Genomic DNA, 26,879 nt, shown 5'->3' with positions numbered 1-26,879 from the left:
CCTTGTCCCTGCCCTTCTGGGACAGGAACGTGGACCTGGAGATAGCCTCCTGGATACCCTACTCGGTGGACTACTCGCCACTCATGGGGAATCGGCTCCACAGCGAGTCCCTCTTCAAGGTGGGGGCGCTGTGCCTTGAGCTGGACAGCGAGCTCCTGTTCATCCGGAGCTTCCGGGCCGGCAACGGCGGGAGCCTCTTTCGGGACCACCTGTGGGACCCCGAGAGGGGCTCCCTGGGGCTGGGGTTTACAATAGTGTTCGCCTACTCCCGCCGTCTGGCGGATCTGTTCGAGGAGGTGGACCTGTCCCCCTACAGGGTGATGGCGGGGGTCACCTTCTGCGGTGTCTTCGACGGGCCGGTGCTGCTGGGGCAGTGCAAGGCCCTGGCGCTCATAAGCGGCGACCCGTTCTTCGACGACGACGCCTTCCTGGGGGAGCTTATGCGGATCATGGAGAGCCGCACCGGGGGGGTGAGCCGGGTGGCCTACTTCGCCGAGCGGTTCGGCCTTAGGCGCTTCTCCATCCCCTACGAGTCCGAGGACCTGATCAAGCTGGCCATCACCCAGGCCCTCTTCGACATCACCATGGAGGAGACCCGCCAGGTGCTGGGCCCGTCGCCGGAGATCCAGGTGCCGCGGATACTGGACGTCCCCCTGGGGGGGACCGAGACCGGATGACGCTAAGGGGGTTGCCTTGGGTGGACCCTAGACCCAGCTGGGACGTGTACTTTCTCAAGATAGCGGAGCAGGTGGCCACCAGGAGCACCTGCCTGCGCCGGGCGGTGGGGGCGGTGCTGGTCAGGGACCAGTACATCGTTAGCACCGGCTACAACGGTGCCCCGAGGGGGACCACCCATTGCCTGGACCTGGGGTGCCTCCGGGAGCAGCTGGGGGTCCCATCGGGGCAACGGCACGAGATATGTCGGGGGTCCCACGGGGAGATAAACGCCATCTGCCAGGCGGCCGCCATGGGGGTGTCCACCGCGGGCTGCACCCTCTACTGCACCCACGAGCCCTGCTCGTTCTGCACCAAGGCCCTCATAGGGGCTGGGATCCGGGAGGTGGTGTTCATCCACCCCTATCCGGACGACCTGGCCAGGGCCCTCCGGCGGGAGGCGGGGATTCTGGAGAGGGTCATGGCCCCCGGGCCGTGACCCTCCTTTTAACTTCTTTGACAACTGCGAATCTCATAGGGAGGTGTTCAACGGTGACCAGGGAAGAGGCTCTAGGCCTGCTTTCGGAGCACAACCGGGAGCAGTCTCACATAAAGCACGCCCTGGCGGTGGAGGCCGCCATGAGGCACTTCGCCCCCCTCTATGGGGGAGATCCGGACAGGTGGGGCGTGGTGGGGCTCCTGCACGATCTGGACTGGGAGGAGTGTCCGGAGGACCACGGGCGGGCCTGCGTGGCTTGGCTCGAGGCCGCCGGGGCGGACCAGGAGATGGTGAGGGCCGTCCAGGCCCACGCGTTCGAGCTCACCGGGGTGGAGCCATTGACCTCCATGGAGAGGGTCCTCTACGCGGTGGATGAGCTCACTGGCTTCGTGATCGCCGCCGCCCTGGTGAGGCCCTCCAGATCCCTGGCGGACCTGGAGGTGTCCTCCCTCAAGAAGAAGTGGAAGGATAAGGCCTTCGCCCGCGGTGTTGACCGGTCGGTGATCCAGCGGGGGGCGGACATGCTGGGCATGAGGCTGGAGGACCTGATGCAGCAGGTGCTGAACGCCCTAAGGCCCGTGGAGGGGGAGCTGGGGTTGGGGGCATGATAACCCTCATACTGGCGGACGACCATCCGCTCACCATGGAGGGGCTGAAGGCCCTGCTCTCCCGGGAGGGGGACTTCTCCGTGCTGGGGGAGTACGCGGATGGGGAGTCGGCCCTCCTGGGCATCACCGAGCTGAGGCCCCAGGTGGCGCTTTTGGACATAAGGATGCCCATTTTGGACGGGGTGGCGGTGGCCAAGCGGGTGACGGACCTGAAGCTCCCCACCGCTTGTCTCATGCTCACCTCGTACGATGCCAAGCCCTACGTGGCGGCATCCATGAGGGCGGGGGCCAAGGGCTACGTGCTCAAGAGCTCCCCCCCGGAGGTGATCTGCGAGGCCATCCGGACCGTGAGCCGGGGCAGGCTCTTCCTGGACCTGGAGGCGTCGGACCTGGTATCGTCGGGCCCCACCGAGGAGCTGTCCCAGCGGGAGAGGGAGGTGCTGCTGCTGGCCTCCCGGGGCCTGGCCAGCAAGGAGATAGCCTCCCGGCTGGTCATAAGCGACAGGACCGTCCAGGCCCACCTGGCCTCCATCTACGGCAAGCTGGGGGCCCGGAACAAGACGGAGGCCATGTTGCTGGGGCTCAAGCACGGGATCCTCACCCTGGAGGAGATCCTGGAGGAGGGTGAATGAGGCGCCACCTGCTCCCGGTCCTCTTCGGCCTCATGTCCCTCATGTCCGTGGCGGTGGTGGGCTCCGCCTTCATAGGGTTCCTCAAGGCCCGGGACGCCCTGGAGGCGGTCTCCCGGTCCTACGTGGTGAACCTGTCATCGGGTCTGGCGGAGCGGGTCCGGTTCGCCCTGGAGGATCCCTTCCGGGGCCGGATGGGGTACATGGGCTTCATGGGGCTTAGGCGGATGATGCGGGACCTTACCGTGCCGGGTATGGTGGCGGTGGTGGACGTTCGGGGGGAGGTGCTGGCTCACAGCCCCGGCGGGGAGGCGCTCGTCTCCCTCTGGAACCGGGGGCTACCGGTGGGGGACGCGGTGGAGGTCCTGGACTCCACCGGCGAGAGGTACACCGTGGCGGCCTTCCCCGCCAGCGACCAGGTCTTCGTGGTGGCCGCGGTCCCCTGGGGGCAGCTCATGGGCCCCATGGTGCGGTTCTCCAGCCTGTGGCCGGTGCTCATGGTCTTCCTTGGCCTCATAGGCCTTGGGGGCATGCTCCTCCTGGGGCGCTGGGTGGTGGGCCCCTTGAGGCGGCTGAGCTCCGAGGTGAGCCAGATGAGGTGGGGGCGGGATGTGCCGTCGGTCCCCCGCCCGGCGGCGGCGGAGATAGAGGAGCTGGGGGAGGCCTTGAGGTCCCTGGCGGAGGGGGCGGTAAGGTCCGCCGCCCTGGACAGGGGCTACGTGGAGGACCTGGTGCGGGTCCAGGAGGAGGAGAAGGAGCGGGTCTCCCGGGAGATCCACGACGGGCCGGTCCAGACGGTCACCGCTCTGATCCAGCGCATAAGGCTCGCCAGGATGAGCCTGGGGGACCCGGACAGGGCCCTTAATGAGCTGTCCGTGGCGGAGTCAGTGGCGGTGGAGTGCGTCAGGGAGCTCCGGGGGCTCTGTGACCAGCTGGCCCCCCCCTGGGCGGAGCTGGGGGTGGAGCAGGCGCTTCAGGAGCTCGTATTAAGGCTGAGGGCCCAGTGGGGGGTCCAGATCGAGACGGACCTGTGGGGGCTCGAGGACCTGTCGGAGGACAAGGGGTTGCCCCTGATGCGGATCGTCCAGGAGGCGGTCAACAACGCGGTCCGCCACGGGGGGGCGAGAAAACTCAAGATTGGGACGTTTGAGGAAAAGGGTCTTTTCTGCTTTTATATTAGGGACGACGGTAACGGTTTTGTTCCCCCCGATGAATTTAAGTCCCTGAGGCTCTCGGGACATCGGGGGCTGGCCAACATGAGCGAGCGGGCGGCCCTCATGGGGGCCCGCCTGGAGGTGGTCTCCCGCCCCGGGGAGGGGTGCGAGGTGCGTTGCTGGTTCCATCGTTCCGATTCATAACGATCCCTGGAAGGGGGTACTTTACGATCATGAACCTCAAGTTCCTAGGGGCCGCCGGTGAGGTCACCGGGTCCTGTTACCTCCTGGAGACCGACGACTACAGGATGCTGGTGGACTGCGGCATCCATCAGGGCAGGGACGAGGACGATCTCACCCGGTCATCCAAGGGGGTCTTCCCCTTCAACCCCGCGTCGGTGGACGCGGTTCTGCTAACCCACGCCCACATGGACCACAGTGGGCTGTTGCCCCTTTTGGTCCGGCTTGGCTTCAAGGGTCCCATAATGGCCACCTCCGCCACGGTGGATTTCTGCGGCGTCCTCTGGCGGGACTCGGCGAACCTGATGCGGGAGGAGGCGGAGTGGCGGACCCGGAAGAACGCCCGGAAGGGGCTGCCTCCGGTGGAGCCCCTCTACACCCTGGACGACGTGGAGAGGGCGGAGCGGCTCCTTCGCCCCGTATCCTACGACGAGCTGATGCATCTGAACTCCACGGTCCAGGTCCGCTTCCGGGACGCGGGGCACATCCTGGGAAGCGCGATGATCGAGATTTGGCTGGGCCCCTCCAGGGACGTGAAGGTGGTCTTCTCCGGCGACCTGGGGCCCATGAAGACCGTGATGGAGAAGAACCCGTCCATCATCGAGGACGCGGACTTCGTGGTGATCGAGTCCACCTACGGGGACCGGTTCCACAAGGACAACGAGAGCACCCGGGAGGAGTTCCGCTCCGTCATAACCGAGGCCCTCAGCTCCAGGGGCAAGGTGCTGATCCCCACCTTCGTGGTGGATAGGGCCCAGCGGATCCTCTACGAGCTCAACCTTTTCCAGCGGGCCTATCCCCAGGCCAACTCGGTGCCCATATTCTTCGATTCCCCCATGGGGGCCAAGGCCACCGACATATACCGGGACCACCCGGAGATGCTATCCCAGGAGCTCCAGTCCTTCATAAGGGCGGGGGACGATCCCTTCTCACCCAGGAACCTGAGGCACGTGTCCACCGTGGACGACAGCCGGTCCATAAACCAGATGTCCCACGCGCTGGTGATGGCGGGAAGCGGCATGTGCACCGGGGGGAGGATAGTGCACCACCTGAAGCACAACCTGTGGCGGGAGAGCTGTCACGTGATCTTCGTGGGCTACCAGGCCCGGGGAACCCTGGGCAGGAGGCTGGTGGACGGGGAGAGGGTGCTGAAGATCGCCGGGGAGGAGATCAACGTCCAGGCCAAGATCCACACCATAAACGGCTTCTCCGCCCACGGGGACAAGCGGGACCTGCTCACCTGGGCGGGTCACTTCGAGTCCGGCCCCCTGTTCCTGGTCACCCACGGGGAGCCCAAGTCGTCGGAGGCGCTGGCCAAGTCCCTGGGTGACATGGGGTATCGGGCCATGGTTCCCCGCCGGGGGGAGGAGATCAACCTGAGGAAGCCGGACGTGGTCCCCGGGGTGCAGCCGGTGATCCCCTTACAGCGGAGCCAGCGGGAGGAGGTGCTGGAGGCCCTGGCGGAGATCGGCAGCCTGTCGGTGGGGCTCAGGGACCGGATGTCCGAGGGGGAGATCCCCAGGGACGTGGTGGCCCTGATCGAGTCCTCCAGGACCCTGCTCAAGACCGCCGAGAGGCTGAGGCAGTAGGCGGGGCGTAGGCCCCAAGGTGTTTCACTGCTGATTTAAATGGAGGTATGCGGCCTTGGACGCTAAGGCTTTCGACAACTTCAAGAACGCGCTGTCCCGGGTGGCCCACGTGTTGGTGGGGCTTGTCATGGTGGCCCTCCTGGGGGTCATCGCCTACTGGGTCCTCTTCGGGGCCTCCCCAAAGACCCACCTGGTCCGGCTCCTGCCCAGGGTGGAGGCCCCCTGGGTGTGCTTCGAGGGGGAGGGGCGGGATCTGGCTGGGGCCGCCCCGGCGCTTAAGCTGGCATCCCCCCTGGGGGAGTCGGTGCCCATGGCGGCGGACCGGCTGGAGCGGTTCGCAGTGCTGAGGTCCCTCTCCCCCGGTGGTGAGATCTGGATGGCCTGCCGCCTGACCCAGGGGGAGGCGGAGCTGAGGAGCCGGCAGATTCCCCAGGGTCTCCTGGCCCAGGGCTACTCCGCCACCCCGTCGGAGGATGGGCGGTTCGCCGTGTCGGCCCCCAACGGGGACCCGGTGGGGGTGATGGCCTTCGTGGACGGGGTCCTCCTGTTCTCCTCCACCCCGGAGGGGCTGAGCTCCATGGAGGCCCTGGCGGGGGGCAAAGGGGAGCCGTTGATGGGCCGGTGGGACCTGGAGCCCTCCTGGACTGGACACCTGGCCCTGGCGGACGGGGGCCGATTGAACCCGTTGCTGGGGGGGGCCAAGGGGGAAGGGGCGGTGTTGACCTGCGCCTTCCGGAGGCTGGACACCCGTGGGGATGACCCCTTTGAGCCCGCTGGGGAGGCCCGGTGGAGGCTTGAGGGGGTGGAGATCCCGCTGCTCAAGTCCCTGGAGAGGGTGGACTGGTCGGATCTCAAGTTCCGCCTGGCTGGGCCCGTGGCCCTGGCGGGGGGGCTCAAGGTGGCCCAGGGCCGCTACGGGGACGTGCCATTCATCGGGGCCATAGAGGGCTGGCTGGACTCCCTTGGGCTGAGTCAGCCCTCCAAGGAGGCGATCCTATCGTCCCCAGTGGCCTTCAGCGTTGGGGGAAGGACCGAGATCCTGTGGGTCTCCATGCCGGGGGTCATGTTGAGCTTCCCCTCCTCGGGCAAGGCGGGGGAAGAGCTGGCCAAGCTGGTTTGGGAGAAGGTCTTCCTTGGGATGGTGCCCCAGCCCATGGCGGGCTATCAGAGCGGGGGCTACACCCGGCTCCCCTTCTCCATGGTGGCCGCCTCCAACGGCAACGAGGCGGAGCTTGGGGCCGTGTCCCCCACGTCGCTGGCGGATGCCCCCTCCCAGCTGCCCAAGACGGCCCTTGAGCCCAACCGGGGATGGATCTACGCCAACCTCCCCGCCATGGGGGAGGCGGTGGGTGACCTGGTCTCCGTGTTGAGCATGTTCGGCGGGGATGATAACCCCTTTGGCGAGGTGGCCCAGGGGAACGTGAGGGAGGCCCTGTCCGCCATGAGCCCGTTGCTGATCACCTTCGAGGATTCCAACTCCGGGCGGGTTCAGTGGTACAATCCTTCGAAACGCTGATGGCCCGGGAGGTATGTTTTCGATGAACCGTGACAACCCCTTTGAAGTCTTGAGCCGTCGGGGGCTGGTGGAGTGGTGTAGCGCCCCGGAGGAGCTGTCCCAGCTTTTCGCTTCCGAGATGGTGACCGGGTACGTGGGCTTCGATCCCTCGGCGGACAGCCTGCATGTGGGCAACATGGTGCCCATCATGGGGCTCGCGTGGCTCCAGCGGCTGGGGCACAGGCCCCTAGCCATAGTTGGGGGCGGTACGGGGCTCATAGGGGATCCGTCGGGCAAGTCCAAGGAGCGGCCCCTCTTGACCCACGACCAGGTGGTGCACAACATGGAGTGCATAAGGGAGCAGCTGTCCCTGTTCCTGGACTTCGACAGGACCCCCAACGGGGCGGTGATCCTCAACAACTACGACTGGCTCAAGGACCAGAGCCTCATCGGGTTCCTGAGGGACACCGCCAAGTTCTTCACGGTCAACTACATGATAAGCCGGGAGTACGTCAGAAGCCGGCTGGAGGACCCGGAGAAGTCCATAACCTACACGGAGATGTCCTACATGCTCCTCCAGGCCTTCGACTTCTGGCACCTCTACAGGACCTACGGCTGCAAGCTCCAGATGGGGGGCAACGACCAGCAGGGCAACATCCTGGCTGGGGTGGACCTGATCCGCAAGAAGGAGGGTGGCCAGGCCTTCGGCTTCACCTTCCCCCTGCTGCTCACCTCCACGGGGCAGAAGTTCGGCAAGTCCGAGGAGGGGGCGGTCTACCTGTCGCCGAAGCGCACCTCCCCTTACAAGTTCTACCAGTTCTGGATGAACGTGGAGGACCAGGCGCTGGGTAAGCTCTTCCGGATGTACACCTTCCTGGAGGAGGAGCGGATAGACGAGATCGTGTCCCGTCACCTGGCCTCCCCAGAGAACCGGTCCGCCCAGCGGGAGATGGCCATGGAGATGACCAGCCGGGTTCACGGGGAGCAGGTGGCCCGTCGGGTGGCCAAGGCCAGCGAGATGCTCTTCGGGGACTACGACTTCCGGGATGCCCAGGAGGAGTCCCTCTCCATCCTGGAGGGGGAGGTCCCCACGTCCCGCCTTGGGTTGAACTGCGGTGAGACGGTGGTGGACGTGATGGTGAGCGCGGGGATCTGCCCCTCCAAGGGGGAGGCCCGGCGGCTCCTCAAGGGGGGCGGGGTGTACCTGAACGGCCAGCGGGTGGACGAGGGGCGCACCCTGGAGGAGGGGGACCTCATGTTCCAGCGCTACGCCCTCTTCAGGATCGGCAAGAAGAGGTACCACCTGGTGGTCAAGGGATGATGATCCTTGGCAGTTAGCGGGGGGCTGATGGGGTTGCTGTCCGCCGCGGCGGGCCTGCCCCCCCTTAGGGGGCCCATGGCCCGGGGGGTGGAGCTGCTAACCTTGGCCCTGGACCCCAGGGGATCGGTGGCGAAGGCCAACATGGCCTTCGCCCTGGGCATCTCGGGCCCCCAGGTGGAGGACCTGTACCGCCGGTCCGTGCGGCACCTGGCCTGGTCGGTGGTGGAGTGCCTGGCCCTCTACCGGGAGCCCCGCCTGGCCCTGGATTGGGTCCTCTCCGCCGAGGGGGCGGAGAACCTTAAGGGGCCCGTCTCGGAGGGGAAGGGGGTCATCCTGGTGACCGCCCACCTGGGCAACTGGGAGCTGGCGGCCTTCTGGATGGCCCAGTCCGGTTACCCCCTGATGCCCATCGTGCGCCCTCCGGATGACGGCCAGGAGGCGGGGCTCCTGGAGGACTTCCGCCGGCGGGGGGGAGTCAGGACCATACCCACCGCGGACAACATGTCCAGGGCCCTCAAGGCCCTCAAGGGGGGTAACATCCTGGGCATCCTGGCGGACCAGCACGGGGGATCCGTGGGGCTTGAGGCGGAGTTCTTCGGGCACAGGACATCCACCGTCCGGGGGCCTGCGGTGTTCCGGCATCTCACCGGGCTACCGGTGGTGCTCCTGGAGGCCTGGCGGGAGGGCCCCATGGCTCACCGCCTCCGATTCTCGCCCCTCTCCTGGCCCGAGGAGGGGGACCGGGAGGCGCGGATAGCCCGGGGGGTCCAGGAGGTGAACCGGGCCCTGGAGGGGGCCATAAGGCGCCATCCGGAGCAGTGGTTCTGGCACCACCGGCGCTTCCGGGAGGCCATGCGGGAGGGGCTTCTCCCCTCCTAGCCCCTGTCCGCCCAGAGGGTCCCCCCGATCGCGTAGTGGTGGGGGTCCATCTCGTGGAGGATGATCCGGACCTGTTCCGGCTTGACATTCAGTGTGTCCGCCACGGCCCGGGTAACCTCCTCCACCAGCCGGGCCTTGACCTCCACGGGGCGCCCCTCCATCATGTGGATCTCGACTATTGGCATCTTCATCTGCCTCCTTGGGGTGGTGTTGGTTCGATGGATCTCGACGGTTCAATGTTATTGCTTTCGGTGGTCATGTCCATGGCCTTGGGGGGCTGTATGGCCTCCTTCGTGGAGACCGCGGCCCACCGGCTGGTTACCGGTCGTCCCTTCTGGGGGATGGAGAGGTCCCGTTGCGAGTCCTGCGGCAGGGAGCTGTCCTGGCAGGACCTGGTGCCGGTGGTGTCCTACCTGGTCTTCAGGGGGCGGTGCCGGACCTGCGGGGACAGGATCCCCCCCATGTACCTGCTGTACGAGGTGTTCACCGCCCTGGCGTTTGGGCTCATGGTCGTCCAGTTCGGTTTCGGTCCCAGGCTGATATCCGGTTGGCTCATGTTTCTTTTCGGGCTCTTTCATGCGGTCACGGACCTGGAGAGCGGCTACGTTTACGACCTGGTCTCCGCCTCGTCGTTCGTCTGCGGGTTGGTTCTTGGGGGGCTCACCAGCGGTATGTACGGGGTCAAGGGGGCTCTCTTGGGGGCCCTGTGCGGCTTCCTGCCCCTGGCGGCCATAGTGGTGCTCTCCTTCGGCCGGATGGGGATAGGGGACGGGATCCTGATGGGGGGGCTTGGGGCCTTCATGGGCCCCTTCGGGGCCCTGCTGGGGGTGTACCTGGGGCTGTTCATCGGTGGTCTCTGGGCGGTGGGGCTTCTTGCGATCCATCGGGTGGGTCGGAAGGACCCGATCCCCCTGGCGCCGTTCCTGTGGGTGGGTTCCTTCCTGGCGTACGTCACCATGGACAGGGCGTGGGCCCTACTGGAAGTCTTCAGGCTCTACCTCTAGGGTCGAGAGGGTGATGAAGAGGGGCCCCGGGTCTTCCCGGGGCCCCTCTCGGTTGGGCCGGTTGCGCTTTTCGGGGTCTATCTCTGGGCCTCCTCCATGAACCGGGTTAGCTCCTCCCGGATGGCGGAGCCGGAGCCCATCTCCTTGATCCGGTTAAGGAGCTCGGTGCAGCGGTCCTTGGAGAGCTTGAGCAGGTAGTCGTGGACCCATGGGATCCTTGGGGCGGACATGGAGAGCTCGTGGAAGCCCAGGGCCACCAGGATGGGCAGTGCCAGCGGGTCCCCCGCCATCTCGCCGCACATGCCCAGCTCGATCCCCGTCTCATGGGCCGCCTGGGCGGTGGTCTCCAGGAGGGCTATCACCGCCGGGTGGAAGGGCTCGTACCAGGAGAGCAGGTTGGGGTTCTGCCGGTCCACCGCCAGGGTGTACTGGACCAGGTCGTTGGTGCCGATGGAGAAGAAGTCCACCTCCTTGGCCAGGTGTCTGGCGGAGGCGGCGGCTGCGGGCACCTCGATCATTATGCCCATGTCCACGTGGGCCCCCACCGGGTGTCCCTGGTCCCGGACCGCCAGGTAGGCCTCGGCGAACATGGCCTTGGCGGTCCTGACCTCCCAGAGGCTGGTCACCATGGGGAGCATTATCTTCAGGTTCCCGTGGGCGGAGGCCCTGGCCAGGGCCCGTAGCTGGGTCATGAAGATGTCCTTGTATTCCAGGCAGACCCTGATGGCCCTGAGCCCCAGGAAGGGGTTGGCCTCCTCGCCGATGAGGGTTTTAAGGAAGGGGACCTCCTTGTCGCCCCCCGCGTCCAGGGTCCGGATGATGACCGGGTGGGGGGCCATGGCCTCCAGGGCCTCTCGGTAGGCCCGGTACTGCTCCTCCTCCGAGGGGGCGTCGGTCCTGCCCATGAAGAGGAACTCGGTCCTGAAGAGGCCCACCCCGGTGCCGCCGAAGTTGAGCACCTTCTGGGCGTCCTTGGGGGAGGCGATGTTGCCGAAGAGGAGCACCGTGGCTCCGTCTTTGGTCACGGTGGGCTTGCCCTTCAGGTCCTTGAGGCGGGACCGGGTCTCCTCCTGGGTGGCGAGGCGCTTGTCGAAGCTCTCCCGGGTGCCCTCGGAGGGGAAGAGGGTGACCTCACCGGCTATGCCGTCCACCAGGATCAGCTCTCCCCGCTGGAAGGAGTCGTCCAGTGGGATCCCCGACACGGAGGGGATCTCCAGCGCCTTGAGGAGGATGGCGGAATGGCTGGTGGGTCCCCCCTGGGCGGTCACCACCCCCTTGACGTTCTTCTTTATGCCCAGGATGGCCGCGTCCGACGGGGCGATCTCGTCGGTGACGATCACGTAGTCGTTGGAGGAGTCTATCTGGCTTATGTCCTCCCCGCCGGTGACGATCCGGAAGAGGCGCTGTCCAATGTCCAGGATGTCCGCCGCCCTCTCCTTGAAGTAGGGGTCGTCCAGGGCGTCGAACTGGGCCTTTATGGCCATGGTGGCCTCCACGATGGCGTCCTCCAGGCACTCCCCCTGGCTCACCGCCGCCAGGATCCCGTCCACCAGCATGGGATCCTGGACCATCAGCTGGTGGGCCTCGAAGATGGCCGCCTTCTCGGGTCCCAGGGTGGACCTGGTGGAGTCCGCCAGCTCCTTGAGCTGGGCGATGGCCCTCTCCTGGGCGTCCTTGAAGCGGAGCTTGTCGTGCTCCATGTTCACCTGTGGAGAGCCGGTCTTCTGGAAGGGCCTCTGCCTTACCCGGAGGATGGCCCCCTTGGCCAGGCCGGGCGATATGGGTAGCCCCTTGTGGATCACCTCAGAGCGCGGATCGCGGTTTATAGAATCCAAGTTCCCTCACCCCCATGTTGGCATGGAGTAAGTTTATCTTTTATCTCCATTTTAAGCAAAGGGGTGCTTGTTAGGGCTGGTATAAAGCGGTAAACTCGTGAAACGAGGGAAAGGGGGGATGGGGGATGAGACGTTTCGAGCTTATGTCCTTCGGTGCCTTAGCTCCCCTTCCGGATGGGGACGAGCCCGGGATGTTCTCCGCCTCGTGGGATGTGAGGGTGATGGTGTACCTGCCCAGGAACCACGTGTTGGCGGGTTTGGTGGAGGACGGAGCCTTCGACGGCTGGAGGCTTGTTAACCTGTCGGACCGGTCGTTGGGTGGAGGTTGGGCTGGCCTGCGACACCCCCAGGGATCTCAGGTTGGGGGATCAGGTGGTCCGGCTGAGCGAGGAGAGCGTGAACCTGCTGCTGTCGGAGCTCCAAGGTCAGCTGCCCCCTCCCTACGACGAGGAGCGGGTCATGGCGTTCCTGAAGGACGCGGTGTCCCGGAGCAGGACCCCGCTGTCCAGGACCGATGCGGAGAGGCGAAGGTTGCTGTGGGCCTTCTGCGGGGTCGGGGTGGCCATGATGTGCGGTGACGTGTCCGCCCTGGCCCGGATAGGCCTGTGGCTTAGGGACTGCCGGGACGTGTTCGACGACTTCGAGGTGAAGCTGTGGCGGTTCATCGTGCCCGCCTTCCCGGAGGACTTCATCTCCCAGGTGGAGGCCCTCGGTTTTCCCAAGGACCGGGTCCGGCAGCTGGACCTGGAGGACTCCAATCCGAGCGTGATGAGGTCCCGGAAGGGCTACCTGGTCCACTACTGGAACGGGGTGTCGGACGGTTACAGCGACGTGTCCCCGGTGAGGCTCCTGCTCTTCATGCCCCCTGGTCTTTGGAGTCAGGCCCGGGGGCTCTTCGGGCTCACCCTGAAGGAGATGGTCTACGCCGCCTGGGGCTACATGGACTGCCGGGACGCGTGGAGGAACTTCCGGTTCTACCGGTTCGGGGACATGATAATGAGCCAGCTTAGCCCGGTCTGACGGTCCCCCGGCCCCGCCGGGAGTTTTTGAAATCATTTCGTAACCCTTCTCCCGGGGCTCCCTAATTGAGACTTTAGGTCCATTTTGGTAGGGTGCTTTACCTGGGCGAAGGGGTTGCATCAAGATGCTGAATAGGCTAGCATAAATACACCGTTCGATGGATTTATGTTTAGTATCCTGAATCGACTTTGCAACAGATACACCTCTCTCCATCCGATCTGTCGTCTCTGCGGGGGTGCTCTAGTTGGATAAGGTAAGGCTCCTTAAGGATCGTCTATCTTCCAGGCCGGTGATATGCGCGGTTCGCTCCGAGGAGGCCCTGCGGAGGGTCTTGTCCTTCGAGGAGCCTCGGTGCGTGTTCGTCCTGGGTTCCACCCTGCAGGATCTCTTCAAGACCGTGTCATCCCTCACCGCCCGGGGGCACATGCCTTTCGTCCACGTGGACCTGGTGGAGGGGCTGAAGGCGGACCAGTCGGGGATCCGCTACATGGTTGACAATGCCAGGCCCTTCGGGGTCATAAGCACCCACAAGGGGGTCATAGATGCCGCCAAGGCCATGGGGTTGGTGACGGTGCTTCGGGTGTTTCTGCTGGACTCCGATGCGGTGCGGAAGGGCAAGTCGTTGGTATCCTCCCTCAAGCCCGACTTCCTGGAGGTGTTGCCCGGGGTGGCGGTGATGGGGGTAGAGAAGGGGCGCCTTTTGGAGTTGGGGGGATCTCTGATAGCTGGGGGTCTGGTTGAGACCCGGGAGCAGGTCAGGGCCATCCTGGATAAGGGGGTCCTGGGGGTGTCCACCAGCCGGGTTGATCTCTGGTAGCTGGAGGCTGGGCCGGCGCCGCCGTAGGCTTGTTTGGCGATTGGAGAAAAACCGAATATTCGGCTCCAGAGATGAAGAGAGCGGCCAGGCCAGGGATGGTTTAGCTGCTCTCTTTTTTGATAGTTTGAATTAAAAGGGGGTGATGTGCGGAGCTTGCAGGATGAGGGCGCTTGTGGGCTTGGGCAGGGGGCTGGTCCCCCTGGGTGTTTGACAAGGAAGGGAGATGTGTAGGATGCAAGGGCCTGTTTTGGGGGAGTTCCTGGGCACCATGGTTCTTCTCACCTTCGGTTGCGGTTGCGTGGCCAACGTCCTATTGGCCAAGTCCAAGGGGCAGGGGGCCGGCTGGGTATCCATAAACTTCGGCTGGGCCATGGCGGTGGTCTTTGGGGTCTTCACCGCCACAGCCACCGGCTCGCCCCAGGCGGACATCAACCCGGCGGTTACCCTCTTCAAGACCCTGGCGGGGGTCTACGACTTCTCCCTGGCGATAACGCTGATGATAGCCCAGCTGGCCGGGGCCTTCTGCGGCGCGGTGATCGTGTACCTTATCTACCTTCCCCACTGGGAGCTTACCGAGGACAAGGGGGCCAAGCTTGGCATCTTCTCCACCGGTCCGGCGGTGCGCAACATCCCCGCCAACTTCATGACCGAGTTCATCGCCACCCTTTTCCTCATCATCCCCATCATGTGCGTTTTCTCCAAGAACGTTGGGGGGATAACCGCTGGCCTTGGCCCATATCTGGTGGGCATGCTGGTCTACGGCATCGGCGCCTCCCTGGGAGGTCCCACCGGATACGCCATCAACCCTGCCCGTGACCTGGGTCCCAGGATCGCCCACGCGGTGCTTCCCATTCCCGGCAAGGGTGACTCCGACTGGGGTTACGCCTGGGTTCCCGTGGTGGCCCCCTTCTGCGGGGGTGCTGCGGCATTCTTCATCGCCAAGGCCCTGGGGCTGGTCTAGTGGCCTTGGTGGGTTGTCCTTAGTCTGCAAGAGGCTCCATGTATTAGGATCCGGAGGTGGTAGGCGGTGAAGAAGCTCATAAACCAGGTGGATAGCGTGGTGACCGAATCCTTGTCGGGTTTGGGTGCCGCGTTCGGGGATCTGGTGAGGATCCATCCGTCGGTCAAGGCGGTCTTGAGGGCCGATGCTCCTCGTCCCAAGGTGGCTCTCATATCCGGTGGTGGTAGCGGCCACGAGCCCCTTCATGGGGGGTATGTGGGTTACGGGATGCTGGACGCCGCGTGTCCGGGCGAGGTGTTCACCTCCCCCACCCCGGATCAGATGTACGAGGCCGCCAAGGCGGTCCACGGGGGCAAGGGGGTCCTGTTCATAGTCAAGAACTACACCGGGGATGTGATGAACTTCCAGATGGCCCAGGAGATGCTGGCCTCGGAGGGCATCCGGGTGGAGAGCGTGGTGATCGACGACGACGTGGCGGTGAAGGACAGCCTCTACACCGCGGGCCGCCGGGGGGTGGGCGGCACGGTCATGGCGGAGAAGATCGCCGGCGCCATGGCGGAGCTGGGGGGGAGTCTGGAGGAGGTGCGGGACGTTTGCGCCAAGGTGAACGCCAACGTGCGCAGCATGGGCATGGCGCTCACCAGTTGCACGGTCCCCGCCGCGGGGAAGCCCACCTTCGACCTGCCGGAGGACCAGTACGAGCTGGGCATCGGGATCCACGGGGAGCCCGGAAGGGAGCGTCGTCCCATGACCCAGGTGCGGGAGATAGTGAGGGCCATGGGGGAGGCCATAGTGTCCGACCTGCCGTTCCAGTCTGGGGATGAGGTTCTGGCTTTCGTGAACGGCATGGGAGGCTCTCCGCTGATGGAGCTCTTCATTGTCTACAACGACCTTAAGGCGTTCCTGGACGAGAAGGGGATAGTCATCTCCCGGAACCTGGTGGGGAACTACATAACCAGCCTGGAGATGCAGGGCTTCTCCATAACCCTGCTCAAGCTGGACAGTCAGCTGAAGGCCCTGTGGGACTACCCGGTCCACACTCCGGCCTTGAGGTGGGGTAGGTAGTTCATGGGTCTCACCGTAGATGGGGCCCGCCGGTTCGTGGAGCTGGCGGCGGAGGCCATGGAGGCCCATCGGGAGTACCTGACGGAGCTGGACTCCGCCATAGGTGACGCGGACCACGGGATAAACATGAGCCGGGGGTTCAAGAAGGCGCTGGAGAAGGTGTCCGGGGGCTCCTACCAGGACATAGGCGGGGTGTTCAAGGACGTGGCCATGGCCCTCATGGGAAGTGTTGGGGGTGCATCGGGTCCCCTGTACGGCACCCTGTTCATGAAGATGTCCATGAAGCTGGCGGGCAAGCGGGAGGCCACCTTGGCGGAGCTGTCGGAGGCCATGGCGGAGGGGGTCCGGGGCATAGTGGCCCTTGGCAAGGCGGAGAAGGGGGAGAAGACCATGCTGGACGCCCTGTACCCCGCATTGGAGGCCCTCTCCTCCGGCTCCGACGAGGCCTCCGCCCTGGAGGGGGCGGTGAGCGCCGCGGAGGAGGGCATGAAGTCCACGATCCCCATGTTGGCCAAGAAGGGCCGGGCCAGCTACTTGGGGGAGAGGTCCGTGGGGCACCAGGACCCGGGGGCCACCTCCGCTTACCTGCTCCTTTCGTGTCTCAAGGAGGCGGTGGTGGCATGATAGGGATCCTGGTGGTTTCCCACAGTCCCAAGGCCGCCCAGGGCATATCGGAGATAGCCTCCGCCATGTCCCAGGGGTCTGTCCCGGTGGTGGGGGTTGGCGGATCCGAGGACGGGGGGCTTGGCACCAGCGTGCCCGCCATCTACGAGGCCCTGACGGAGCTGCTGGATCGCTGCGACGGGGTGGTGGTGGTGCCCGACCTGGGCAGCGCGGTCCTGTCCGCCCGGGCGGCGCTGGAGATGTTGCCCCAGCCGGATCGGGTGGTGATAGCCGACGGTCCGGTTCTGGAGGGGGCCATGATGGGGGCGGTGCAGGCCAGTGTGGGTTCCGGCCTCGATGAGGTGGCTAGGACGGTCTTCGAGGCCAGGAACCTGGAGAAGTCCAAGCGCTAGGTCTGAAGCGGAAACGGGAGACAAGCAGAGAAAAGGGGGAGATGAGGTTGAGCAAGAAGTACGTGGTGGCCATCGATCAGGGTACTACCAGCACCAGGTGCATGGTTTTCGATGAGAAGGGGTTGCCGGTTTGCTCCCATCAGATGGAGCATGTTCAGATATACCCCAAGCCTGGCTGGGTTGAGCACGATGCCATGGAGATCTGGTCCAGGACCAAGGACGTGATCCGGGGAGCCCTGGAGAAGGGGGAGATAGATCCCAACGAGATAGCCTCCATAGGCATAACCAACCAGCGTGAGACTACCGTGGTTTGGGAGAAGGCCACCGGCAAGCCCATCTACAACGCCATAGTCTGGCAGTGCATGAGGACCCAGGACTTCTGCGCCGAATGGCAGAAGGTTCCCGGTTGGGAGCAGTCCAGGACCGGGGAGGGGAAGGTGAAGGACATAACCGGTCTTCTCATCAGCCCCTACTTCTCCGGCACCAAGATAAAGTGGATCTTGGACAACGTGCCTGGGGCTCGGGACAGGGCTGCCAAGGGTGAGATCCTCTTCGGCAACATAGACACCTGGCTCATCTGGAACCTGACCGGTGGCCCCGACGGGGGTGTGCACGTGACCGACGTGTCCAACGCCTCCAGGACGCTTCTTATGGACATCAAGACCCTCCAGTGGAGCGAGGAGATGGCCTCCTTCCTGGACGTGCCCCTGGCAATGATGCCCAAGATAATGCCCTCCAGCTGTGTGTATGGTCACACCAGGGCGGACGGTCCTTTTGGGGCTGAGATACCCGTGGCGGGGGACCTGGGGGACCAGCAGGCGGCCCTCTTTGGCCAGGCCTGTTTCGGCAAGGGGGACACCAAGAACACCTACGGGACTGGGTGCTTCATGCTGATGAACATAGGGGAGACCCCGTCCCCTTCCAAGAACGGGCTTCTGACCACCGCCGCCTACAGTTTGGAGGAGGGCAAGTGCGTCTACGCCCTGGAGGGCTCCATCGCCATAACCGGTGCGGCGGTCCAGTGGCTCCGGGACAACCTGCGGCTCTTCGATGAGGCGCCGGACAGCGAGTACTTCGCCTCCAAGGTGGAGGACTCCGGCGGGATATACTTCGTCCCCGCCTTCTCGGGCCTGTACGCTCCCTACTGGGACATGAGCGCCCGGGGGGCCATCGTGGGGCTCACCCGCTACATCCGCAAGGAGCATATCGTAAGGGCCACCCTGGAGAGCATCTGCTACCAGACCAGGGACGTGGTGGAGGCCATGAACAAGGACTCCGGGGTCTCTTTGGCGGAGCTCAAGGTGGACGGTGGGGCGGTCAAGAACGACCTGCTCATGCAGATGCAGGCGGACATCCTGGGGTCCAAGGTGGTGCGTCCCCAGGTGAACGAGACCACCGCCCTGGGGGCCGCCTACGCGGCGGGTCTTGCGGTGGGCTTCTGGAAGTCCACCGACGAGCTGAAGGAGCACTGGGCGGAGGATCGCCGCTTCGATCCCCTCATGTCCAAGGAGAGGCGGGAGGAGGCCTACGCGGGCTGGAAGAAGGCCATATCCAAGGCTCAGAATTGGATCGACTAGGTAGTTTTCAAAGTAACAAAGTTGATTAGTAGCTCTGACAGCTGTATCCTGAATATTTGGTAAGGTTCGTGCGTACAGAGCTGAGAGAGGGATGCACGGCAGCATGTGCATACCCTCTCTCTCTATTTTGAGGGAGGGGGGCGGGGGTGAGTCGATGAAGGAGGATAGGAAGTATCACGTAGTGGTGGTTGGGGCCGGCATATGCGGCTCCGCCATCGCCCGGGAGCTGTCCAGGTACCGTCTTCGGGTGGCGGTGCTGGACAAGGCCCACGACATCCCGTCGGGGGCCAGCCGGGCCAACAGCTCCATGGTTCACGGGGGCTTCGACGACAAGCCGGGCACCGTGAAGGCCTCCCTGTGCGCCAAGGGGAACCGGCTTTACCACCAGCTTCACCAGGAACTGGACTTCCAGTTTGACCCCTGCGGGTCCTACGTGTGCGCCTTCGCGCCCGAGGAGGTCCGTCACCTGGAGATGTTGCTGGAGCAGGGTCGCACCAACGGGGTGATGGGGCTGGAGATCATATCTGGGGACCAGCTGAGGGACCGGGAGCCCAACGCCTCCAGGGACATAGTGGCGGCCCTGTGGTGCTCCTCCGCCGGCATGGTGAACAACTTCGAGGCGGTCCTGGCCTTCATGGACAACGCCCAGGCCAACGGGGTGGAGCTGTTCCTGGGCACCCGGGTCACGGGGCTCATCAAGGACCAGTCGGGTCGTTCTGTGGTGGGGGTGTCCACCGATCGGGGCGACTTCCTGGCCCCGGTGGTGATCAACGCCGCAGGGGTCCACAGCGACGAGCTGTCCGCCCTGGCGGGGGACGACAGCTTCACCATAACCCCCGTGAGGGGCGAGTACTTCATCTTCGACAAGAGCGTGGGGAATCTGGTGAGGAGCTTCTTCTTCCCCTGTCCCACCGCCAAGGGCAAGGGGATAACGGTGGCCCGGACGGTGGACGGGAACCTCCTGATCGGCCCTAACTCGGTGGCCCAGGCCTCCAAGGAGGACACTTCCACCACCGGGGAGGGCCTCAAGGAGGTCTTCGACGGGGCGTTGAAGCTGATCCCCTCCATCCCCAGGAACATGGCCATAACCACCTTCGCGGGCCTTAGGGCCAACTCGGACTCGGGTGACTTCCACATAGGACCGGTGGAGTCCCTGCGGGGCTTCTTCAACGTGGCGGGGATAAAGTCCCCGGGGCTCACCAGCGCCCCCGCCATAGCGGTCCGGGTGGTGGAGATGCTCAAGGACTGCTACGGGGACATCTTGAGCTTTGAGGAGGATCCATCCTTCGTGCCGGTGCGCCGGCACATCCCCCGGTTCGCGGAGCTCTCCATGGAGGAGAGGGCCCGGCTCACCCGGGAGGATCCCCGGTACGGTCAGATAGTGTGCCGTTGCGAGACCGTCACCGAGGCCCAGGTGGTGGAGGCCATCCGGCGGGGTGCCAGGACGGTGGCGGCGGTGAAGATCTGGACCCGGGCGGGGGCGGGGCGCTGCCAGGGGGGCTTCTGCGGTCCCCGGGTGGTGGAGATCCTGGCCAGGGAGCTGGGGATCTCCCCCGAGGAGGTAACCCGGCACGGAGGTCACTCCAGGCTTCTTACGGGGCCCACCAAGAGCCCCTGGCTTGAGAAGGAGGGGGCTTGAGCTATGTTGAGGGACATCGACGTGGCCATAATAGGCGCCGGCCCGGCGGGGATAGCCGCCGGGGTGGGGGCCCGGAGGGCTGGGGCGGAGAACGTGGTGGTGTTCGAGCGGGACTGGGACCTGGGGGGGATACTGCAGCAGTGCATCCACCCGGGTTTCGGCCTTCACACCTTCAAGGAGGAGCTGACCGGACCGGAGTACGTTCACCGCTACCTGGAGAGGGCCCATGAGGCGGGGGTGACCTTCGTCACCAACACCATGGTGTTCCATATGGAGGAGGACGGGTCCTTCTGGACCATGAACCCCGAGAGGGGGATAGAGCACGTGCGCCCCAAGGCCACCGTATTGGCCATGGGTTGCAGGGAGCGTCCTCTGGGGGCCCTTGGGGTCCCGGGTTCCAGGCCCGCGGGGATATACACCGCCGGCACCGCCCAGCGGTTCGTCAACATGGAGGGCTACATGCCCGGCAAGCGGGTGGTGGTGCTGGGGTCTGGAGACATCGGCCTCATAATGGTCCGCCGGATGTTGCTGGAGGGGGCCAAGGTGGAGGCGGTGTTCGAGCTCATGTCCTGGCCCGGTGGTCTTAGGCGGAACATAGCTCAGTGTCTTGATGATTATGGGGTGCCCCTCTACCTGGACCACACGGTCACCAAGGTCCACGGGAAGGATCGGCTTGAGGCGGTGACGGTGGCCCAGGTGGACCAGTACAAGTCCCCCATCCCGGGTACCGAGAGGACCATAGAGTGCGACACCCTTCTTCTGGCGGTGGGGCTCATCCCGGAGAACGAGCTTTCTAGGATGGCGGGGGTGGAGATCCACCCGCTCACCGGGGGGCCCAAGGTGAACCAGTTCCTTCAGACCTCCAAGCCCAACGTCTTCGCCGCGGGGAACGTGGTGGTGGTGTACGACCTGGTGGACTGGGTCAGCGCCGAGGGACTTAGGGCGGGAGAGAACGCGGCCCGGTACGCGCTGGGGACCTTGAGATCCCCGGGGAGGACGTTCCAGGTGGAGCCCGGCAGGGGGGTTAGGCTCCTGTCCCCCCAGGTGGTTGGAGATCAGGAGGACTCCATGGTTTTCCTTCGGGTGAGCGAGCCGGTGGAGCGGCGGTGCAGGATCGTGACCATGCCGGACGTGGGATCCGCCAACCTCAGGTACGCCAGGCCGGGGGAGATGAACGAGCTCAAGATCAAGGCGGAGGCGCTGAGGTCCCTGGGAGATGACGTGAAGGCCATCCAGGTCCATGTGGAGGAGGTGCGCTGACGTGGAGATGCGGAAGATGATATGCGTGTCATGTCCCGTGGGCTGCACCATGGAGGTCCACGTGGAGGGAGACCAGGTGGTGTCGGTGAAGGGGAACACCTGCCCCAGGGGGCAGACCTACGCGGAGGCGGAGGTCAGGAATCCGGTTCGGGTCTTCACCTCCACCGTGCGGGTGGAGGGTGGGGTGCTCAGCGTGTGTCCCGTGAGGAGTGCCAGGCCCCTGCCGCTGAGCAGGGTCTTCGATGTGGCCCGGGAGCTTGCCCGGGTGAAGGTGGTTGCGCCGGTATCGATAGGACAGGTTATAATTGCTGATGTATGCGGAACCGGAGTTGACATCGTAGCCAGCCGCTCACTAAAGCGAAAGGAGTCCTGATCAATGCCGAGCATCGAAGTGATGGTCATGAACCCCCATGGGCTTCACGCCCGCCCTGCCGCGGTCTTCGTCCAGAAGGCGGCCTCCTTCCCCTGTAGCGTCAAGGTCTACAAGGGGGACAGGAGCGCGGACGCCAAGAGCATCCTTGGGATCATGTCCCTGGGGATCGAGCCCGGGGAGACCATAAGGATCGAGGCGGAGGGTGATGGTGCCGAGGCGGCTTTGGAGGCCCTGAAGGCGGTGGCCACCGACACCAGCATCTGAACTCAACACTAGCCCTAGTGTCCTAAAAAGTATTCTTCGCCCCGGGTGTTGACGTAACGCCCGGGGCGTATTACACTACGCCTTGTCCCGCGGGGGCGGCGGTTGAGCGGTTCTTGCGGGGGTACCATGACAGGTTTATAAGGGGAGACTGCCACTAGGTTTAGGGCTTAGTGGGCATGGCGGGCTCTTTTGAGTTTAGGAATTGCTAGGAGAGTTTGATCCTGGCTCAGGACGAACGCTGGCGGCGTGCTTAACACATGCAAGTCGGACGGTTAGTAGGTGAAAGCTTGCTGGATCCTACTGATAGTGGCGGACGGGTGAGTAACACGTGAGAACCTGACCCAAGCAGGGGGACAACTGCTGGAAACGGCAGCTAATACCCCATAGGCGGGAGACCGTTAAAGGAGTGATCCGGCTTGGGAGGGGCTCGCGGCCTATCAGCTAGTAGGTGTGGTAATGGCGCACCTAGGCGATGACGGGTAGCCGGCCTGAGAGGGTGTACGGCCACACTGGAACTGAGATACGGTCCAGACTCCTACGGGAGGCAGCAGTGGGGAATATTGGGCAATGGGGGCAACCCTGACCCAGCGACGCCGCGTGGGGGAAGAAGTCCTTCGGGATGTAAACCTCTGTTGTGTGGGAAGAAGGATGTGACGGTACCACACGAGGAAGCCCCGGCAAACTACGTGCCAGCAGCCGCGGTAATACGTAGGGGGCGAGCGTTGTCCGGAATTACTGGGCGTAAAGAGCGCGTAGGCGGCTGGATAAGTCGGCTGTGAAAGACGTGGGCTCAACTCACGGATTGCGGTTGATACTGTCTGGCTAGAGTGCGGGAGAGGGAAGTGGAATTCCCGGTGTAGCGGTGAAATGCGTAGATATCGGGAGGAACACCAGTGGCGAAGGCGGCTTCCTGGACCGCTACTGACGCTCAAGCGCGAAAGCTGGGGGAGCGAACGGGATTAGATACCCCGGTAGTCCCAGCTGTAAACGATGGATGCTAGGTGTGGGGGTCGTATGGCCTCCGTGCCGGAGTTAACGCGATAAGCATCCCGCCTGGGGAGTACGGCCGCAAGGCTGAAACTCAAAGGAATTGACGGGGGCCCGCACAAGCGGTGGAGCACGTGGTTTAATTCGATGCAAACCGAAGCACCTCACCTGGGTTTGACATGTAGGTGGTAGGGAGATGAAAGTTGAACGACCCTGGGGTAACTCAGGGAGCCTACACAGGTGCTGCATGGCTGTCGTCAGCTCGTGTCGTGAGATGTTGGGTTAAGTCCCGCAACGAGCGCAACCCCTATTGCCAGTTGCTAACGGGAGAGCCGAGGACTCTGGCGAGACTGCCGTCGACAAGGCGGAGGAAGGTGGGGACGACGTCAAGTCATCATGGCCTTTATGCCCAGGGCGACACACGTGCTACAATGGCCGGCACAGAGGGGAGCGAGACCGCGAGGTGGAGCGAATCCCAGAAAGCCGGTCCCAGTTCGGATTGCAGTCTGCAACTCGACTGCATGAAGCCGGAATCGCTAGTAATCGCGGATCAGCCAAGCCGCGGTGAATACGTTCCCGGGCCTTGTACACACCGCCCGTCACACCACCCGAGTTGGGTGTACCCCGAAGTCACCGGCCTAACCTGCGAGGGGGGGAGGTGCCTAAGGGGATGCTTGGTAAGGGGGGTGAAGTCGTAACAAGGTAGCCGTACCGGAAGGTGCAGCTGGATCACCTTCTTTCTAAGGAGAAAGTTTACGAGGGTTCGTCTTTGGTCTCCCCTGGCCTGTTTTGGACATGCACAATGACAGAGTCCTCTTTTGGGGTTATATGAGGAAGATGGGGTTAAGGTATTAAGGGCACGCGGGGGATGCCTAGGCGCCAGATGCCGATGAAGGACGTAGCAAGCTGCGAAAAGCCACGGGGAGGCGCAAGCGGCCGTTGATCCGTGGATTTCCGAATGGGGCAACCTGCCGGGAGTAGTTCCGGCGCCCTTTATGGGGCGGGCACTCGGCGAAGTGAAACATCTCAGTAGCCGAAGGTAGGAGAAATCGAAGAGATTCCCTGAGTAGTGGTGAGCGAAAGGGGAGCAGCCTAAACACTGTGCGTGTAAGCGTGCGGGCGTTGCGCGCGGTGGGTAGAGGGACAGGCTGGGGGCGGGCCGCATCTCGTCCGGTCAGTGAGAAAGGCTCATTGTAGCGGAACCGTGTTGGGAAAGCGGGCCGCAGAGGGTGATAGCCCCGTACGCGAAACGATGAGCTCTGGCTAAGCCTGATCCCGAGTAGGGCGGAGCACGTGGAATTCCGTCTGAATCAGGGCCGACCACGGTCTAAGGCTAAATACGTCTGGCGACCGATAGTGTATCAGTACCGAGAGGGAAAGGTGAAAAGCACCCCTGGCGGGGAGTGAAATAGACCTGAAACCGCGTGCTTACAAGCAATCGGAGCCGCGCGAGCGGTGACGGTGTGCCTCTTGGAAAATGAGCCGTCGAGTTATGGTGTGTGGCGAGGTTAAGGGCTGTTAGGTCTGTAGCCGCAGGGAAACCGAGTCTGAATAGGGCGCTAGTCGCATGCCATAGACCCGAAGCCGTACGATCTATCCATGTCCAGGTTGAAGTCCGGGTGACACCGGATGGAGGACCGAACCAGGGCCTGTTGAAAAAGGCTTGGATGAGGTGTGGATAGGAGTGAAAAGCTAATCGAGTACGGTGATAGCTGGTTCTCCCCGAAATGCATTGAGGTGCAGCCTCGACGTGGAGGTGTGACGGGGGTAGAGCTACTGGATGGGTGAGGGGGCCGATGGGTCTACCGAGCTCAACCAAACTCCGAATACCGTTACACGCAGTTGGGAGTGAGACTACGGGTGAGAAGATCCGTGGTCGAGAGGGAAAGAGCCCAGACATCCGGCTAAGGTCCCGAAGCCTGCGCTAAGTGTTACAAGGATGTGGGGGTGCTGAGACAGCCAGGAGGTTGGCTTAGAAGCAGCCATCCTTGAAAGAGTGCGTAACAGCTCACTGGTCGAGCGCTCCTGCGCCGAAAATGTGGGGGGCTAAGCGCGGCACCGAAGCCGATGCATGTGTGGTTATGCCGCACATGGGTAGGGGAGCGTTCCGTATGGGGCGAAGTCAGGTTGTGAAGTCTGGTGGACCGTACGGAAGTGAGAATGACGGCATGAGTAGCGTTAGGCAGGTGTAAACCCTGCCCGCCGGAAGCCCAAGGATTCCTGGGGAAGGTCAGTCCGCCCAGGGTTAGGCGGGACCTAAGCCGAGGCCGAGAGGCGTAGGTGATGGACAGCCGGTAGACAATCCGGCCCCGCTGGTGCGCGTTATTACCGATGGGGTGACGCAGGAGGCTATGTGCGCCGGGTGATGGAAGTCCCGGTCTAAGGATGTAGGGTGTCAGGTAGGTAAATCCGCCTGGCGTGAGCCTGAGATCTGATGGGGACTGCGGTTATACGCGGGAAGGCACAGATGCCAAGCTGCCGAGAAAAGCCTCTAGGGAGTGTTACCAGCGCCCGTACTGTAAACCGACACAGGTGGGCAAGCTGAGAAGGCAAAGGTGAACGGGAGAACCCTCGTTAAGGAACTCTGCAAGTTGACCCCGTAACTTCGGGAGAAGGGGTGCCCTGTGGCGTGAATCTGGAAGCGGAGTAAGCGCTGTGGGGTCGCAGAAACCAGGCTCAGGCGACTGTTTAATTAAAACACAGGACTCTGCTGAAGGCGCAAGCCGAGGTATAGGGTCTGACACCTGCCCGGTGCTGGAAGGTTAAGGGGAGGGGTTAGCCGTCAGGCGAAGCTCTGAACCGAAGCCCCAGTAAACGGCGGCCGTAACTATAACGGTCCTAAGGTAGCGAAATTCCTTGTCGGGTAAGTTCCGACCTGCACGAATGGTGTAACGATCTGAGCGCTGTCTCGACGAGGGACCCGGCGAAATTGTGGTACTGGTAAAGACGCCAGTTACCCGTGGTGGGACGGAAAGACCCCGTGGAGCTTTACTGTAGCCTGATATTGGGTCTTGGCAATCTCTGTACAGGATAGGTGGGAGGCGTAGAAGTCATGCCGCCAGGTGTGATGGAGCCGTCGTTGGGATACCACCCTTAGGTTGCTGGGGTTCTAACCGCTAGAGCTGAACCGCTAAGCGGGACACTGTCAGGTGGGCAGTTTGACTGGGGCGGTCGCCTCCTAAAGAGTAACGGAGGCGCGCGAAGGTCACCTCATCGCGAATGGAAATCGCGAGTTGAGCGCAAGGGTATAAGGTGGCTTAACTGTGAGAGCGACAGTTCGAGCAGAGACGAAAGTCGGTCCTAGTGATCCGGTGGTACCGAGTGGAAGGGCCATCGCTCATCGGATAAAAGCTACCCCGGGGATAACAGGCTGATCTCCCCCGAGAGTTCCCATCGACGGGGAGGTTTGGCACCTCGATGTCGGCTCGTCGCATCCTGGGGCTGGAGAAGGTCCCAAGGGTTGGTCTGTTCGCCCATTAAAGCGGTACGTGAGCTGGGTTTAGAACGTCGTGAGACAGTTCGGTCCCTATCCACCACGGGCGTAGGGGATTTGAGGGGATCTGCTCCTAGTACGAGAGGACCGGAGTGGACGAACCGCTGGTGTACCGGTTGTGGCGCCAGCTGCATAAGCCGGGTAGCCATGTTCGGATCGGATAACCGCTGAAGGCATCTAAGCGGGAAACCGGCCCCGAGATGAGATCCCCCACTGGGCAACCAGGTAAGGCATCCTGCAGATGACAGGATAGATAGGCCGGAGGTGTAAGCGGTGCGAGCCGTTGAGCTGACCGGTACTAATATGCCGAGGCCTTAACCCCATCTTCCTCATGTAACCCAATTAGGGGAACATCCAGATTTCCGGTGGCCATAGCGGAGGGGAAACACCCGGATCCATGCCGAACCCGGCAGTTAAGCCCTCCAGCGCCGATGGTACTGCGGGGGGTACCCGTGGGAGAGTAGGTCGCCGCCGGTCCTTATTGTAGCGGTGGGACTGAG

The 26,879-nt window shown here is 63.7% G+C and carries 23 protein-coding genes and 3 rRNA genes; 24 read left to right on the top strand and 2 right to left on the bottom strand.

The genetic code is table 11. The features are described 5' to 3' along the window. Window positions 1-2 precede the first annotated feature (2 nt). The 9 genes from TACI_RS08145 to TACI_RS08105 are packed head-to-tail and all read left to right on the top strand — an operon-like array spanning window position 3 to window position 9,068. Window positions 3-677, top strand: coding sequence for a hypothetical protein (locus TACI_RS08145; RefSeq protein WP_012870301.1), 675 nt, complete (start codon window positions 3-5; stop codon window positions 675-677). Beyond that, window positions 674-1,153, top strand: coding sequence for a deoxycytidylate deaminase (locus tag TACI_RS08140; RefSeq protein WP_012870300.1), 480 nt, complete (start codon window positions 674-676; stop codon window positions 1,151-1,153). Before TACI_RS08145 ends, TACI_RS08140 begins: the two co-directional genes overlap by 4 nt. A 53-nt stretch (window positions 1,154-1,206) precedes the next feature. Continuing rightward, on the top strand, window positions 1,207-1,761 hold the full coding sequence (locus TACI_RS08135) for a hydrolase (protein ID WP_012870299.1): 555 nt from the start codon (window positions 1,207-1,209) through the stop codon (window positions 1,759-1,761). Beyond that, window positions 1,758-2,393 carry a response regulator transcription factor gene (locus tag TACI_RS08130; RefSeq protein WP_012870298.1) on the top strand — a complete coding sequence of 212 codons (636 nt, stop codon included), beginning with the start codon at window positions 1,758-1,760 and terminating at the stop codon, window positions 2,391-2,393. The genes TACI_RS08135 and TACI_RS08130 overlap by 4 nt, the downstream gene beginning before the upstream one ends. Next, a complete protein-coding gene (locus TACI_RS08125) occupies window positions 2,390-3,748 on the top strand; it encodes a sensor histidine kinase (protein ID WP_012870297.1) in 1,359 nt (452 codons plus the stop codon). The genes TACI_RS08130 and TACI_RS08125 overlap by 4 nt, the downstream gene beginning before the upstream one ends. 29 nt (window positions 3,749-3,777) lie before the next feature. Then, window positions 3,778-5,373, top strand: a complete 1,596-nt coding sequence (locus TACI_RS08120; RefSeq protein WP_012870296.1) for an MBL fold metallo-hydrolase RNA specificity domain-containing protein — start codon at window positions 3,778-3,780, stop codon at window positions 5,371-5,373. 55 nt (window positions 5,374-5,428) lie between these two features. Next, the gene (locus TACI_RS08115) at window positions 5,429-6,889 is read left to right on the top strand and encodes a hypothetical protein (protein ID WP_012870295.1); all 1,461 of its coding nucleotides are present in this window, start codon (window positions 5,429-5,431) and stop codon (window positions 6,887-6,889) included. Between the two features lie 22 nt (window positions 6,890-6,911). After that, on the top strand, window positions 6,912-8,189 hold the full coding sequence (gene tyrS / locus TACI_RS08110) for a tyrosine--tRNA ligase (protein WP_012870294.1): 1,278 nt from the start codon (window positions 6,912-6,914) through the stop codon (window positions 8,187-8,189). Between the two features lie 6 nt (window positions 8,190-8,195). Next, the gene (locus tag TACI_RS08105; protein WP_242601098.1) at window positions 8,196-9,068 is read left to right on the top strand and encodes a lysophospholipid acyltransferase family protein; all 873 of its coding nucleotides are present in this window, start codon (window positions 8,196-8,198) and stop codon (window positions 9,066-9,068) included. Here TACI_RS08105 and TACI_RS08100 read toward each other — a convergent pair. After that, the gene (locus TACI_RS08100) at window positions 9,065-9,253 is read right to left on the bottom strand and encodes a 2-hydroxymuconate tautomerase (RefSeq protein ID WP_012870292.1); all 189 of its coding nucleotides are present in this window, start codon (window positions 9,251-9,253) and stop codon (window positions 9,065-9,067) included. The genes TACI_RS08105 and TACI_RS08100 overlap by 4 nt on opposite strands. 33 nt (window positions 9,254-9,286) lie before the next feature. Here TACI_RS08100 and TACI_RS08095 point away from each other — a divergent pair, with 33 nt between their 5' ends. Beyond that, a complete protein-coding gene (locus tag TACI_RS08095; RefSeq protein WP_012870291.1) occupies window positions 9,287-10,072 on the top strand; it encodes a prepilin peptidase in 786 nt (261 codons plus the stop codon). A gap of 77 nt (window positions 10,073-10,149) precedes the next feature. Here the strand turns inward: TACI_RS08095 and ptsP are convergent, their stop codons facing one another. Continuing rightward, complete coding sequence (gene ptsP, locus TACI_RS08090) at window positions 10,150-11,907, bottom strand: phosphoenolpyruvate--protein phosphotransferase (protein WP_012870290.1); 1,758 nt, start codon at window positions 11,905-11,907, stop codon at window positions 10,150-10,152. Window positions 11,908-12,225: 318 nt separating this feature from the next. On the opposite strand from ptsP, the gene TACI_RS08085 reads away from it, so the two are divergent. The 14 genes from TACI_RS08085 to rrf all read left to right on the top strand — a co-directional run bounded on the left by TACI_RS08085 (window position 12,226) and on the right by rrf (window position 26,856). Beyond that, a complete protein-coding gene (locus TACI_RS08085; RefSeq protein WP_012870289.1) occupies window positions 12,226-12,927 on the top strand; it encodes a hypothetical protein in 702 nt (233 codons plus the stop codon). A 244-nt stretch (window positions 12,928-13,171) separates the two neighbouring features. Next, window positions 13,172-13,744 carry a glycerol-3-phosphate responsive antiterminator gene (locus TACI_RS08080; protein ID WP_012870288.1) on the top strand — a complete coding sequence of 191 codons (573 nt, stop codon included), beginning with the start codon at window positions 13,172-13,174 and terminating at the stop codon, window positions 13,742-13,744. 232 nt (window positions 13,745-13,976) lie between these two features. Next, window positions 13,977-14,705, top strand: a complete 729-nt coding sequence (locus tag TACI_RS08075; RefSeq protein ID WP_012870287.1) for an MIP/aquaporin family protein — start codon at window positions 13,977-13,979, stop codon at window positions 14,703-14,705. A gap of 66 nt (window positions 14,706-14,771) precedes the next feature. Then, the gene (gene dhaK / locus TACI_RS08070) at window positions 14,772-15,770 is read left to right on the top strand and encodes a dihydroxyacetone kinase subunit DhaK (RefSeq protein WP_012870286.1); all 999 of its coding nucleotides are present in this window, start codon (window positions 14,772-14,774) and stop codon (window positions 15,768-15,770) included. 3 nt (window positions 15,771-15,773) lie between these two features. Next, on the top strand, window positions 15,774-16,394 hold the full coding sequence (dhaL, locus tag TACI_RS08065) for a dihydroxyacetone kinase subunit DhaL (RefSeq protein WP_012870285.1): 621 nt from the start codon (window positions 15,774-15,776) through the stop codon (window positions 16,392-16,394). After that, complete coding sequence (gene dhaM / locus TACI_RS08060) at window positions 16,391-16,786, top strand: dihydroxyacetone kinase phosphoryl donor subunit DhaM (RefSeq protein ID WP_012870284.1); 396 nt, start codon at window positions 16,391-16,393, stop codon at window positions 16,784-16,786. Before dhaL ends, dhaM begins: the two co-directional genes overlap by 4 nt. A gap of 47 nt (window positions 16,787-16,833) precedes the next feature. Then, window positions 16,834-18,363 (top strand): glycerol kinase GlpK, encoded by a 1,530-nt coding sequence (gene glpK / locus TACI_RS08055; RefSeq protein WP_012870283.1) that lies wholly within the window; start codon window positions 16,834-16,836, stop codon window positions 18,361-18,363. A gap of 154 nt (window positions 18,364-18,517) precedes the next feature. Beyond that, a complete protein-coding gene (locus tag TACI_RS08050) occupies window positions 18,518-20,002 on the top strand; it encodes an NAD(P)/FAD-dependent oxidoreductase (protein WP_012870282.1) in 1,485 nt (494 codons plus the stop codon). 3 nt (window positions 20,003-20,005) lie between these two features. After that, window positions 20,006-21,262, top strand: a complete 1,257-nt coding sequence (locus TACI_RS08045) for an NAD(P)/FAD-dependent oxidoreductase (RefSeq protein WP_012870281.1) — start codon at window positions 20,006-20,008, stop codon at window positions 21,260-21,262. 7 nt (window positions 21,263-21,269) lie between these two features. Continuing rightward, entirely contained in the window at window positions 21,270-21,635 is a 366-nt protein-coding gene (locus TACI_RS08040; RefSeq protein WP_242601212.1) for a DUF1667 domain-containing protein, read from the top strand. A 3-nt stretch (window positions 21,636-21,638) separates the two neighbouring features. Next, window positions 21,639-21,899, top strand: a complete 261-nt coding sequence (locus TACI_RS08035) for an HPr family phosphocarrier protein (protein WP_012870279.1) — start codon at window positions 21,639-21,641, stop codon at window positions 21,897-21,899. A gap of 203 nt (window positions 21,900-22,102) precedes the next feature. Continuing rightward, a 16S ribosomal RNA gene (locus tag TACI_RS08030) occupies window positions 22,103-23,626 on the top strand. Window positions 23,627-23,727: 101 nt separating this feature from the next. Beyond that, window positions 23,728-26,701 (top strand): 23S ribosomal RNA (locus TACI_RS08025). A gap of 39 nt (window positions 26,702-26,740) precedes the next feature. Beyond that, window positions 26,741-26,856, top strand: a 5S ribosomal RNA gene (gene rrf / locus TACI_RS08020). Together the 16S, 23S and 5S rRNA genes form the textbook arrangement of a ribosomal RNA operon. Window positions 26,857-26,879: the final 23 nt, after the last annotated feature.

Source organism: Thermanaerovibrio acidaminovorans DSM 6589, assembly GCF_000024905.1.
Classification (GTDB): Bacteria; Synergistota; Synergistia; order Synergistales; family Synergistaceae; genus Thermanaerovibrio; species Thermanaerovibrio acidaminovorans.
This window is presented reverse-complemented; position numbering and strand designations above follow the sequence as displayed.

Bases quoted from the DNA above. Each gene is read 5' to 3' on its own strand.
- TACI_RS08035 (WP_012870279.1), top strand. From the start codon at position 21,639: ATGCCGAGCATCGAAGTGATGGTCATGAACCCCCATGGGCTTCACGCC.
- TACI_RS08040 (WP_242601212.1), top strand. From the start codon at position 21,270: ATGCGGAAGATGATATGCGTGTCATGTCCCGTGGGCTGCACCATGGAG.
- dhaM (WP_012870284.1), top strand. From the start codon at position 16,391: ATGATAGGGATCCTGGTGGTTTCCCACAGTCCCAAGGCCGCCCAGGGC.
- tyrS (WP_012870294.1), top strand. From the start codon at position 6,912: ATGAACCGTGACAACCCCTTTGAAGTCTTGAGCCGTCGGGGGCTGGTG.
- TACI_RS08120 (WP_012870296.1), top strand. From the start codon at position 3,778: ATGAACCTCAAGTTCCTAGGGGCCGCCGGTGAGGTCACCGGGTCCTGT.
- TACI_RS08045 (WP_012870281.1), top strand. From the start codon at position 20,006: ATGTTGAGGGACATCGACGTGGCCATAATAGGCGCCGGCCCGGCGGGG.
- TACI_RS08140 (WP_012870300.1), top strand. From the start codon at position 674: ATGACGCTAAGGGGGTTGCCTTGGGTGGACCCTAGACCCAGCTGGGAC.
- TACI_RS08075 (WP_012870287.1), top strand. From the start codon at position 13,977: ATGCAAGGGCCTGTTTTGGGGGAGTTCCTGGGCACCATGGTTCTTCTC.
- TACI_RS08125 (WP_012870297.1), top strand. From the start codon at position 2,390: ATGAGGCGCCACCTGCTCCCGGTCCTCTTCGGCCTCATGTCCCTCATG.
- dhaL (WP_012870285.1), top strand. From the start codon at position 15,774: ATGGGTCTCACCGTAGATGGGGCCCGCCGGTTCGTGGAGCTGGCGGCG.
- TACI_RS08130 (WP_012870298.1), top strand. From the start codon at position 1,758: ATGATAACCCTCATACTGGCGGACGACCATCCGCTCACCATGGAGGGG.
- TACI_RS08050 (WP_012870282.1), top strand. From the start codon at position 18,518: ATGAAGGAGGATAGGAAGTATCACGTAGTGGTGGTTGGGGCCGGCATA.
- TACI_RS08100 (WP_012870292.1), bottom strand. From the start codon at position 9,253: ATGCCAATAGTCGAGATCCACATGATGGAGGGGCGCCCCGTGGAGGTC.
- TACI_RS08095 (WP_012870291.1), top strand. From the start codon at position 9,287: ATGGATCTCGACGGTTCAATGTTATTGCTTTCGGTGGTCATGTCCATG.